11 protein-coding genes are annotated in these 11,969 nt (G+C 38.8%); 8 read left to right on the top strand and 3 right to left on the bottom strand.

The window, feature by feature from the left end:
- Window positions 1-109: 109 nt before the first annotated feature.
- Genes cobO through cbiE form a run of 3 tightly spaced genes read left to right on the top strand, consistent with a single transcriptional unit; the run spans window position 110 to window position 2,700 of the window.
- A complete protein-coding gene (cobO, locus tag N2257_05365) occupies window positions 110-622 on the top strand; it encodes a cob(I)yrinic acid a,c-diamide adenosyltransferase (protein MCX7793815.1) in 513 nt (170 codons plus the stop codon).
- Window positions 619-1,392 carry a precorrin-6A synthase (deacetylating) gene (cobF, locus tag N2257_05360; protein MCX7793814.1) on the top strand — a complete coding sequence of 258 codons (774 nt, stop codon included), beginning with the start codon at window positions 619-621 and terminating at the stop codon, window positions 1,390-1,392. The genes cobO and cobF overlap by 4 nt, the downstream gene beginning before the upstream one ends.
- A 3-nt stretch (window positions 1,393-1,395) precedes the next feature.
- The gene (cbiE, locus tag N2257_05355; GenBank protein ID MCX7793813.1) at window positions 1,396-2,700 is read left to right on the top strand and encodes a precorrin-6y C5,15-methyltransferase (decarboxylating) subunit CbiE; all 1,305 of its coding nucleotides are present in this window, start codon (window positions 1,396-1,398) and stop codon (window positions 2,698-2,700) included.
- Between the two features lie 48 nt (window positions 2,701-2,748).
- On the opposite strand, the gene N2257_05350 is transcribed toward cbiE, so the two are convergent.
- Complete coding sequence (locus N2257_05350) at window positions 2,749-3,795, bottom strand: mechanosensitive ion channel (protein ID MCX7793812.1); 1,047 nt, start codon at window positions 3,793-3,795, stop codon at window positions 2,749-2,751.
- Window positions 3,796-4,119: 324 nt separating this feature from the next.
- Between N2257_05350 and N2257_05345 the strand changes: the two genes are divergently transcribed.
- Window positions 4,120-4,320, top strand: a complete 201-nt coding sequence (locus tag N2257_05345) for a cold-shock protein (protein ID MCX7793811.1) — start codon at window positions 4,120-4,122, stop codon at window positions 4,318-4,320.
- 70 nt (window positions 4,321-4,390) lie between these two features.
- Here N2257_05345 and dtd read toward each other — a convergent pair whose 3' ends face one another.
- Window positions 4,391-4,834 (bottom strand): D-aminoacyl-tRNA deacylase, encoded by a 444-nt coding sequence (gene dtd / locus N2257_05340; protein ID MCX7793810.1) that lies wholly within the window; start codon window positions 4,832-4,834, stop codon window positions 4,391-4,393.
- 41 nt (window positions 4,835-4,875) lie between these two features.
- On the opposite strand from dtd, the gene cobI reads away from it, so the two are divergent.
- On the top strand, window positions 4,876-5,598 hold the full coding sequence (gene cobI / locus N2257_05335) for a precorrin-2 C(20)-methyltransferase (protein MCX7793809.1): 723 nt from the start codon (window positions 4,876-4,878) through the stop codon (window positions 5,596-5,598).
- Window positions 5,588-7,129 carry a precorrin-4 C(11)-methyltransferase gene (gene cobM / locus N2257_05330; GenBank protein ID MCX7793808.1) on the top strand — a complete coding sequence of 514 codons (1,542 nt, stop codon included), beginning with the start codon at window positions 5,588-5,590 and terminating at the stop codon, window positions 7,127-7,129. Before cobI ends, cobM begins: the two co-directional genes overlap by 11 nt.
- 69 nt (window positions 7,130-7,198) lie before the next feature.
- Here cobM and katG read toward each other — a convergent pair whose 3' ends face one another.
- Window positions 7,199-9,355 (bottom strand): catalase/peroxidase HPI, encoded by a 2,157-nt coding sequence (gene katG, locus N2257_05325; protein ID MCX7793807.1) that lies wholly within the window; start codon window positions 9,353-9,355, stop codon window positions 7,199-7,201.
- 120 nt (window positions 9,356-9,475) lie between these two features.
- Here katG and N2257_05320 point away from each other — a divergent pair, with 120 nt between their 5' ends.
- Together N2257_05320 and cobJ are read left to right on the top strand one after the other, a co-directional pair.
- A complete protein-coding gene (locus tag N2257_05320; GenBank protein MCX7793806.1) occupies window positions 9,476-9,922 on the top strand; it encodes a transcriptional repressor in 447 nt (148 codons plus the stop codon).
- 27 nt (window positions 9,923-9,949) lie between these two features.
- Window positions 9,950-11,791: a precorrin-3B C(17)-methyltransferase gene (gene cobJ / locus N2257_05315; protein MCX7793805.1), complete on the top strand. Its 1,842-nt coding sequence runs from the start codon at window positions 9,950-9,952 to the stop codon at window positions 11,789-11,791.
- The last annotated feature ends 178 nt before the right edge of the window (window positions 11,792-11,969 follow it).

Here is an 11,969-nt window from a genome sequence, read left to right as displayed (position 1 = left end):
GGCTAAAGCATGAGGATAAAGTTCCCTTTGAGCGCATTCCGCTCACAATAGGTGAGGCAAGAAGGGAGATTATAAAGACTGTGATGGGTAATGCTTTAGGCTCGGGAGCATGAAAAAGGGTTATATTCATGTTTACACAGGAAATGGAAAGGGTAAGACCACTGCAGCCCTCGGTCTTGCATTGAGGGCAGCTGGTGCCGGGCTCAGGGTATTTATAGCCCAGTTTATAAAAAGTCGAAGATGCAGTGAACATAGGGCGCTGGAAAGATTTAAAGACCTCATTACTGTTAAGCTTTATGGAACAGGATTTATTAAAGGAAAGGAGAAAGAAGAAATAAGGGCAGCCCGGAGGGGGCTGGAGGAGGTAAGAGGCATAATACATTCTGGAGATTATGAAATGGTTATTCTCGATGAGATAAATATTGCAACACACTCGGGTTTGATAAGCACTGAAGACCTTCTTGATCTCATTGAAAATAAACCATCCAGAGTTGAACTGGTTCTTACAGGAAGGTATGCTGATGCAAGGATTATAAAAAAGGCTGACCTCGTGACAGAGATGAAGGATATAAAACATTACTATAAACAGGGAGTAAGGGCAAGAAAGGGTATAGAAAAATGAAGAAGATATATCTCATAGGCATAGGCACAGGAAATCCAGAACATCTGACGATTCAGGCTATAAAGGCACTTAAAGAGACCGATACCTTTTTTATCTTTCAGAAGGAGTCAGAAAAAAATAAAGACCTCATTAAACTCAGGAAAGAGATACTAAAAAAATACCTGCCTGATCGAGAACACAGGATAATAATGGCAAAGATCCCTGAGAGAAAAAAGGGTGGAAAGGATTTAGGTGTGTACAGAGAAAGGGTTGATACATGGAGAAGGGAAAAGGCAGAGATTCTGTCTGATTTGATAAATAAAGAATTGCATGATAATGGAAAGGGTGCTATATTGATCTGGGGTGATCCTTCCCTCTATGATGGTCACATTGAGATACTTGAATACATACTTAAGAAGGGAATGTCTCATTTTGAATATGAGGTCATTCCCGGGATAACAAGTATCCAGGTTCTGGCAGCAAAACACAGGATTCCACTGAATTTCACAGGAGATAGCATACATATAACTACAGGCAGGGGACTCAGGGAGAATAGGCCTGAGGATATTAAAAACTCTGTGGTCCTTCTCGATAATTATCTTACCTATAGAAATCTTGTTGATTCAGAACTTCATATCTACTGGGGCGCCTATCTCGGCACAGAAAAAGAGATACTTATCTCAGGCAGGCTGAAGGAAGTCATCGATGAGATCATAAAGGTAAGGAATGAGGCAAAAAAGACAAATGGCTGGATAATGGAAACATATATCCTCAGAGCAGAAAAGAAGTAGCCCGTGGCAGAAAAGATATACATTATCGGTATTGGATATAAGCCCCTTGATAAAAGGGCAAGAGAGATTATAATGAATTCTTCAATAATCCTTGTCTCATCCAGGCTTTATGATGTATTTAAAGAATATGATGAGTTTGGAGCTGTTAAGGAAAGGATTGAGGTTATTAATGATGTTGATGAGACAATAGAATTCATCAGGGCAAGATTAGAGAAATGCTGGAGTAAAAACAAAAATGATTTCCGATCTTCAGATGTTAAAAACTTCCGAGCTATGGTCCTTCTCGCCTCAGGAGACCCTATGTTCTTTGGCATTGGAAGAAGAGCAGTCAATGAATTTGGAAAAGAGATGGTCGAGATTATTCCAGACCTTTCGAGCATACAGATAGCCTTTTCAAGGATTAAAGAGCCATGGGATGATGCCCTCTTAATGAGCCTCCATGGAGGCACTGAAAAGAAAAGAAGACTTCCATGCGAGATAGAGGATATCCCTTTCCTGCTTGATAGATATAACAAGATTGCAATCCTTACAGATAGGGAAAACAATCCAGCAAAGATAGCTTCAGTTCTTAAGCCTTTCAGTAAACTGAAAGTCTGCGTCTGCGAAAGACTTGGCTATGAGGATGAAAGGATTATAGAAGGTACTCCTGCTGAGCTAGAAGAACTTTCTTACAGAGAGCCAAATATCGTTCTAATTTTAAGAGGTGAGGATTCAGAGGCAGTACCTTCCATATTATTCGGAATAAGGGAAGACCATTTATCACATTCAAAAGGTTTGATAACAAAGGATGAGGTTCGGGCAGTTGCAATTCATAAATTAAGACTTCCAAGGGAAGGCATTCTCTGGGATATAGGTGCTGGTTCAGGTTCTATATCTATTGAGTCCGGAAGACTTTCAGAAGGGCTTAGGATTTTTGCTGTTGAGAAAGACGATGAACAGATCAGTCATATACTAAGAAATAAAGAGAAATTTCATGTCAGGAATCTGGAGATAATAAAGGGTGAGGCACCTGATGTGCTAAGAGGACTTCCCTTTCCTGATAGGGTCTTCATAGGTGGAAGTGGAGGAAGACTCACTGAGATAATTGGATTCATAGATAAACTCGGTTTTTCCGGTATCATGGTGATAAATGCTACAACCATGGAGACACTGGAGTCTGCCTTAAACAGGCTAAGAGAGCTAAATTATTATTTAGATTTAACCCAGATACAGATATCGAGACTCAGGCCTCTCGGGAATAAACATCACCTTTTATCACAGAATCCTGTTTTTATAATTACAGCGGAAAAATTAAAATCAGATTTATAAAGTGTTTAGATAAATCTTGAAAAAGATATGACCCGTAGTGCATTTGCATTAAATTTTATGAAGATACACCTCTCTCTGCGGGAAAGGTATCTTTATGCCCTTCTCATTGAATCTTTTGTAGATCTCCCGATTGATAGAATCAGTGATCCTGAATCTTAAAGATGGGTCCTCTATCCAGAAGAATATCTCAAGATTAAGAGATGACTCTCCAAAGGAAAGAAAAAATAACTTTGGAGCTGGTTCTTTAAGGACATCGGGATTGTTATTCAATATATCCATTATGGTCTTTTCAGCAAGGTCTAAATCACTTCCATAAGCAATGTTAACCGGTAATCTCAACCTTATTCTGGGGCTCGGTGCACTTTCATTTATTATTTTTGAGTTGACAAGAATGGAATTAGGAATAGTAATGAGAATATCATCAGGCGTCTTTATCCTCGTGCTCCTTAATCCTATATCAACGACCTCTCCCTTGAACTTTTCATCAATCACTATAAAATCACCCAGTTTAAATGGTTTATCCACAAAAAGACTCAGACCACCAAAAAAATTTGCCAGTGTATCTCTTGCTGCTATGGCAACAGCAACTCCTGCAATTCCTGCAGAGGCAAGCACCGGTGTTATATTTATCTTCCATATAGAAAGTATGACCATTAAGCCAAGAACTATTATTACTACCTTTGAAAAGTTCTTAATAAGTGGTATGACCTCTTTCCCCAGACCTGTTACATCTTTAATACGATGCACTGCATCCTCAATAAGAGCATTGCCTATCTTGATAAATGTAATTATCCAGAGAACGGCCAGAAGGGAATAAAGAATACCATTAGTGTAATAAAGTAGTTTTTCCGAAGGCCGTAGATAGGCTATGGCAAGAGTGATGCCTATGATGATAATGGAAAAATATACCGGCCTGTGAATAATATCAATTATCCTGTCATCAAGTTCGCTTCTGGTAAAGGTTGTGAATCTCCTCAAACCTTTATCTATGAGGCTATCAATAATCTTGGCCATAATTATGAAGGCTATTATGCTTAAGAGGGCATTTACATAGGGTGAGGATGATATTTTGAGTGATTCTATTAATCCTGCCATTCAGGCCTCCTATATATTTTAAAGGTTATTTTACAGAATAAATTTAAGGCCTATCAAGCAGTTTGAAAATAGCTGTTTCCCCAAAATAATAGAAATAGAAATTTTACCCGGGGAAAAACTGCAAGCTCAAAGTCCCGTTAAGAATTAATCCTAGATTGCACGGTGTTTAAAATTAAGGGTTTGCTTTTTTCTATGATAAAATGTTAATGTAAAGTAGTTTCAGAAGTTTTTGTGTAGAAAAGGGCACAGAGACTTTAAGCTTTGTGCCCTTTTTTGTGTGGCAGTCATTCTGAGGCTGAGTTTTTGAGGAAGGAGGTAAATAAGATGGCTAACGGAAGAGTAAAGTGGTTCAACGAATCTAAGGGCTTTGGCTTTATCACTGGCGAAGACGGAAAAGATGTTTTCGTTCACTATTCAGCTATCCAGGGCAATGGATTTAAGTCCCTTGCTGAGGGTGATGAAGTTAGCTTTGACACCGAAAGAGGTCCAAAAGGCCTTAAGGCTGTCAATGTGATCAAGCTGTAAGAAAAAGAGGGGCTCCAGTGAATTCACTGGAGCCCTTTTTTATTTTTTATGAAAAGCCCTTTAAAAAAATTTATCTTTTGGAATCAATAATTATCGTTACCGGTCCATCATTTATTAGATTAATCTTCATTGAGGCACCAAATATTCCTGATGCTACGGGTATCCCGGAGAGTCTCAATTTTTCAATAAATAATTCATAAAGTTCTTTTGCTCTCTCAGGACTCTCCGCCCTTTCAAAAGAAGGCCTGTTGCCTTTTCTGCAGTCAGCAAGGAGTGTAAACTGTGACACGACCAGTATTTCTCCATTAATATCCCTTACGGAGTGATTGAGTTTTCCATCTTCATCCTCAAATATTCTTAAGTGTGAGACCTTTCTTAAAAGGTAATCTATGTCTTCTTCTGAATCTCCTTTTTCAACACCAAGGAATACAAGAAGGCCTTTATTTATGGATGAAACAGTTGCTGAGTCAACCACTACCGAGGCTGAACTTACTCTCTGGATGAGTGCAATCATGGTAAATATTTTAATCTAATAGGTTATAATTTAAAACTCCCATGTCTGTTCTTTATGTAATAGGTGTTGGTCCTGGTGAGCCTGAATTACTTACCCTTAAGGCCTTGAGACTTATAAGGGAAGTACCTGTCCTATTTGTGCCAAAGGGAAAGGAAGAGGGAAAAAGTATAGCCCTTTCCATTGTAGAAGGTCTTGTTGATTTAAATAAAAAGGAGATTATAGAACTGCATTTTCCGATGGTAAAGACAGTTGATTCAGGACTGTCAGAGAGATGGGATGGGATAGCTAAAAAAGTTCTGAGTGTGCTTGAGGGGTCTGATGCTGCCTTCCTCACACTTGGAGATCCTTCTTTTTACAGTACCTTTTTCTATCTTCAAGATAGACTTAAAGGACTTAATCCATCTTTGAGGATAGAGATAGTGCCCGGTATATCTTCAATTAATGCCTCTTCGGCAAGGGTCGGTATTCCTCTTGGTCTTGCCGGTGAAAGGATAGCTATAGTGCCTTTAAATTACATGTCTCAAGAAGAGGGAGATCTTTTAAAGTTCTTTGATACAGTTGTTTTTATGAAGATAGACAGGGATTTTGAGAGATTAAAGGATCTGCTTGCAGAAAACGGTCTTATGGAGAATGCAGTATATCTATCAAGGGTAGGGATGGAGGATGAAAAGATTATTTATGACCTCAGACAAGTCACTGATAAAGAGCTTGATTATTTTTCAATAATAATAGTTAAAAGAAAGGATTTTAGAAATGAAAAGTGAAGAATTTGAAAGGATAAAGAGATGGTTTAATGATTATCTGGAGCAATATCTTCAGAAGGCTCGGGATGAAGATGTCAGAGAAAATTTCAAACTGAAGGCTGAGCATACTTTTAAGGTAGAAGAAAATATTGTGAGACTCGCAGATTCACTCGGCCTTAATGATTCTCAGAAAAACATTGCTAGGGCAATCGCCTTTCTTCATGATGTTGGAAGATTTCCCCAGTACCTTCAGTACAGAACCTTCAGGGATGCAGAATCTGTTAATCATGGAGTTTTATCATCAGAGATAGTTGAGAAATCGGGTATCCTTGAAGGCCTTTCAGATGGAGATAGAGATATTATTATTGAAGCAGTAAAATTCCACAATTCTTTGAGTCTTCCTGATAAAGCCCTACAGTCTCCAGCCTTGGGCCTCTTTTTAAAACTTATCCGTGATGCAGATAAACTTGACATATGGAGGGTCTTCAGAGAATATTTCAGTCTGCCAGCAGAGCAGAGAAATAAGGGTACAGTGCTTGGCCTACCTGATACTGAAGGGGTCTCAGAAGAGATTTTGACGGCTATCAGGGAGAAAAGAATAGCCTTCCTTAAAGATGTGAAGAACCAGAATGATTTCAGAATGCTTCAGCTTAGCTGGGTCTTTGACCTGAATTTCAAAGAGTCCTTCAGGATCGTGAAGGAGGTTGGTCATCTTTCATTAATCGGAGATATAAGTAAACCTTCAGAATCAGTCATTAATGCAATCAGAGAGGTTGAAGATTATATTGAGAGAAAACTCAAATCAAAGGTTTATTTTATAGGAGCAGGACCAGGTGATCCTGAACTTCTTACAGTTAAGGGCAGAAGGATTCTCAATTCAGCAGAGGTGGTTATATACGCCGGGAGTTTAATAAATCCTGCTTTACTTGAAGGACTTCGGGCTGATTTATACGATTCCTCAGGCATGACCCTCGATGAGATAATTGAAAGGATAAAGCTTGCCTATCAGGAGGCAAAAACAGTGGTGCGACTTCATTCAGGAGACCTATCTATTTACAGTGCAATTAATGAACAGATTGAGCGGTTAAGGAGATTGAATATTGACTTTGAGCTGATACCAGGTGTTTCATCCTTTCAGGCCGGTGCAGCAATACTTGCTCAGGAATTGACCATTCCAGAGGCTAGCCAGACCATAATACTTACCAGACTCGAGGGAAGAACACCCGTACCCGAGAAAGAAAGACTTAGAGACCTTGCAGTACATAATGCTACAATGATTATATTCCTGAGTGCCGGTATGGCAGATAAGGTTCAAGAGGAACTATTACAGGCCTATCCAGAAGATACGCCCTTTGTTGTCATTGAAAAGGCAACATGGCCAGAGCAGAGCATACTGAGGGGAAGGCTTAAAGAACTTGCAGAGACTGTAAGAAAGGCAGGGATAAAAAAGACTGCCCTGATATATGTGGGAAAGGTATTCAGGGAATTAGGAGATCTCGGAAGGGAGTCAAGACTTTATGACAGCAAATTCAGACATAGTTATAGAAATTAATTTCCAGATTGCTGCAGGATAATTTATTTTAAAAAGCCCTGCCCGGAGATGCCGGGCAGGGAAAATTTTTTATCTATTCAGATCAAATCTACCCAGATTCATAACCTTGTTCCAAGCTGATATGAAATCATGGATAAATTTTTCTTTGCCATCATTTGCTCCATAGACTTCGCATACTGCCCTTAGTTCATTATGATGACCAAATATCAAGTCTACTCTTGTTGCTGTCCACCTGATAGAACCGTTTTTGCTATCATAGCCATTGAAAACATAGGAATATTCATCAGCGGGCTTCCACTCAACGGACATATCCAAAAGATTTACAAAGAAATCATTGGAAAGGACTCCTGGACTGTTAGTGAATACACCGTGATTAGTATATTTATAATTAATTCCCAGTACCCTTAAACCTCCAATCAGAACTGTCATTTCTGGAACTGTAAGACGAAGAAGTTGCGCCTTATCCACAAGTAAGTATTCTGCATTCTTTTTAGTTACATCTTTTATATAATTTCTGAAGCCATCAGCAAAGGGTTCCATTTCTGAATAAAAAGAAAGATCTATTTGTTCCTGCAGGGCATCAACTCTGCCAGGGATAAAGGGAACCTTTAAATCGAAACCAGCTTTTCTGACAGATTCTTCAATACCCACACAGCCTCCAAGGACTATCAAGTCTGCTATTGAGACCCTTTTGCCTTTGTTGTTTTTGCTATCAAACTCCTGTTTAATTCTTTCATATACTGATATTATGTTTTGTAAATCTTCTGGATGATTTATTTCCCAGTTCTTCATTGGAAGAAGACGAATCCTTGCACCATTTGTGCCACCTCTTCTATCAGAATCACGATAGGTGCTTGCAGATGACCAGGCAGTATAAATGAGTTCCCTGATAGAAAGACCAGAGCTCCTGATCTTATCTTTAAGCTCATTTATATCTTTTTCATCAATTAATTCATAATCCCTTCTCGGTAGGGGGTCCTGCCAGATAAAAACCTCATCAGGCACATCAGGTCCATAATAGCACTCACGGGGTCCCAAGTCTCTGTGAGTTAACTTAAACCAAGCTTTTGCAAAGGCTTTTTCAAATTCTTCTGGATTCTCAAGAAATCTTCTTGCTATTTTTGCATATTCCGGGTCAAATCTGAAGGCCAGGTCTGTAGTGAGCATCATTGGAGGATGCTTTTTGTTTGGATCATGGGCATCAGGGATTATAGCAGTAGCATTTTTTGCGACCCACTGGTGTTTGCCTGCAGGGCTCTTTGTAAGTTCCCACTCATAATTAAATATAAACTCAAGATAAGAAATACCAAACCTTGTTGGTGTTGAGGACCAGGCAAGTTCAAAGCCAGATGTAAAGGTATCAGGACCTTTTCCTGATAAATAGTTATTTTTCCATCCCAGTCCCTGTTGTTCTATTGGAGAAGAGTCGGGATCAGGTCCTACATATTTATCAGAGCAGGCTCCATGACATTTACCAAAGGCGTGTCCACCGGCTACTAAGGCTACTGTCTCCTCATCGTTCATACCCATTCTTTTAAATGCCTCTCTTATCTCTTTGGCTGAAGCAGCTGGATCAGGATTTCCCTCAGGTCCTTCAGGATTTACATATATCAGTCCCATTTCAGTGGCAGCAAAGGGTTTTTCTAATTTACCTTCTTTAAATCGTTCCTTTCCTCTCAACATTTCCTGCTCAGGTCCCCAGTCCACACCTTCATCCGGCTCCCACGAATCCTCCCTGCCTCCTCCGAAACCGATTGTTTTACAACCCATGGACTCAATCGCAACATTACCCGCTAAAATAATAAGGTCTGCCCAGGAAAGCTTTTTTCCATATTTCTGTTTAACTGGCCATAAAAGACGGACTGCCTTATCAAGATTCATATTATCAGGCCAGTTAACCCTTGCAGGGAAACGAATATCACCTGTTCTAGCACCACCCCTGCCATCGTAAATCCTGTAGCTGCCTGCACTGTGCCAGGCAAGGCGGATAAATAATGGACCATAGTGTCCAAAATCTGCAGGCCACCAGTCCTGAGAGGTAGTCATGAGCTTCTTTAAATCTTCTTTCACCTCTTCAAGATTCAAAGTTTCAAATTCCTTTGGATAATCATAAGTTGCTCCATAGGGGTTTGAATAAGGACAGTTCTGTCTTAAAATTTTTAAATTAAGTCTTTCCGGCCACCAGTCAGTAATCCATCTTTTTTGTTTTTTTGTTTGATGTTCCATTTTTGTTCCTCCTTTTGTTGTTATAATAGTATTAATGTTTTATATTGAATTCTGAACAAACATTGTGCAAAGCATGTTATACTACAATTAGTAATAATTCTTAATTAGGAGTATATCAGATTGAAAAAGTTAAAGTCAATTGCAAAAGAAGGACTGGATGATTTTATTCAGCGGTGTAAGTCTTCTGGCTTGAAGATTACACCTCAGCGGATTGCTATATATAAAGAAGTCTTAAATTCATCTAAACATCCATCAGCAGATGCGATATACAGCAGTATTAAAAAAAGCCATCCCCACATATCTTTTGATACTGTAAACAGGACACTTTTAACTTTTGTAAAGACAGGTATAATTCAGATTGTGGAGGGATCTGGAGATGTAAGGAGATTTGATCCCAATATTAATCAACATCATCATTTTTACTGTGCAGGATGTGGAGCAATTATGGATTTTCATGATGAAAAATATGATTCCTTAGAAATTCCTGATGAGATAAAAAAAAGGTTTTTAGTAAAAAAAATCAGAGTAGTTCTGGAAGGTTATTGTGAGAAGTGTAAAAAGGCTTAAGATAAGGTGTGGAATTTCAAATGAACAATGAGTAAGCCTCTGAATACTCAGAACAGTAATTTAACTATTGCCATCTTTTATTTAACCAGACAGGGTCTTAATCTTGCCGAGAGGCTCAAAGCCCTTTATCCTGATGCCTCTCTGTTAAGATTCAGGTCTGATATCATCCCCTCTCTGTGGAAGGACTCAGATGCACTGATTTTTATTATGGCAACAGGGATCGTTGTAAGAACCATCGCGCCTTTTATTAATAATAAAAAGATAGACCCTGCAGTGGTTGTTCTTGATGAAAAAGGTAAATATGCCATAAGTCTCCTTAGCGGTCATCTCGGCGGTGCAAATGAGCTTGCCAAGAAGATTGCAGAATTTCTAGGCGGAGAAGCTGTGATTACAACTTCATCAGATATAAATAACCTTACACCTTTAGATATCTGGATAAAAAAACATGAGCTTGTCATTGAAAATGAAGATAAGCTTCCTCAGGTTGCCACGAGATTAATAGACAGGGGATTTTTAAATGTCTATTCTGAAGGAGATATGGAGTTGCCCTCTGATTTTATAAGGGTTTCAGAACCTCACTCTGCAGATGTAGTAATTACAAATAAAGATTTAAGATTCATGTTTAATGATTCAAGACTCATACTTAGGCCAAAAAATCTTTTTGTAGGTATTGGCTGTAACAGTGGTACATCAGAGGAGGAGATAGAAAAGGCGCTGAGAAAGGTCCTTGATGACCATGGATTCTCTTTCCTCTCAATCCATTCTATAGCTACAATTGATAGAAAGACTGAGGAACCAGGACTTACTGAGTTTGCAAGAAAATACAACTTTAAAATCATTCCTTACACTGCAGATGAACTTAATTCCATAATTAAAGGAGAGCACTCAAAGTTTCCCCTTTCAGATAGTGTTTTTAAGGCAACAGGTGCAATGGCTGTAGCCGAGCCAGCTGCATTGCTTGCTTCTGGGTCAGATGGCTTATCTGTCAGAAAGCAAAAGATTGGCAATGTGACGATTGCCATAGCAGAAAAAAAATTCCATAAAGTAATTGAGGATGAAAATAAGTACTCTAAAAAGATATACATTATTGGCACAGGGCCAGGTGATGCTGGTTATATAATACCTAAAGCTATTGAAGCCCTAAGGGTCTCTGATGTGATTATTGGTTATACCACTTATATTGAACTTATTAAGGATTTGGTTAAAGATAAGGAGATAATATCAACAGGTATGACCAAGGAGATAGAACGTGCAAGGATGGCTGTGGATCTTGCGCTGTCTGGCAGGACTGTATCTGTAATAAGCGGTGGTGACCCTGGTATCTATGGCATGGCTGGTTTGGTTCTTGAGATGATCAGAAAACATGAATTATCTCTAATGCATAAGGGGCCAAAAGATAAAAATCCATCATTAATCACCCATAACTCTTATCTATCTATAGAGATCATTCCTGGCATATCTGCCCTGAATGCCTGTGCCGCAAGGCTCGGTGCGCCATTGATGCATGATTTTGTATGCATAAGCCTTTCTGACAGACTTACTGAATGGTCATTAATAGAAAAGAGGCTCGAGCTTGCTGCTCAGGGTGATTTTGTAACAGTACTCTTCAATCCAAGAAGTAAGGGAAGACCTGAACATATAAACAGGGCAAGGGATATATTTTTAAAATACAGGGCTCCTGAGACACCTGTTGGAATTGTTAAAGGCGCTATGAGAAAGAATGAGCGTATTGTGCTTACTGATTTAAAACATATGCCAGTTCATGAGATAGATATGGAGACAACAGTGATAATCGGAAACTCTAAGACCTATATATGGAATAACTGGCTCATCACACCGAGGGGATATGAAAGGAAATACACAGTGTAATGTAAAAATAGGGACAATCCCTATTTTTTGCAATCTTTTTTCTTTACTGTATCAATTTTACACAGAAAATTTTACATTACCCAAAATACACAGAAGATGAATAAAATTTACATTCAATATGGTATAATTGTTGCTGAGCTTAATCAGTGATAGTAATATCTTCATAGAAAAGGATAGA

It is taken from the genome of Thermodesulfovibrionales bacterium (assembly GCA_026417875.1).
Classification (GTDB): domain Bacteria; phylum Nitrospirota; class Thermodesulfovibrionia; order Thermodesulfovibrionales; family CALJEL01; genus CALJEL01.
Note: the sequence above shows the minus strand (reverse complement) of the source record. Positions and strands in the feature narration are given on the sequence as shown.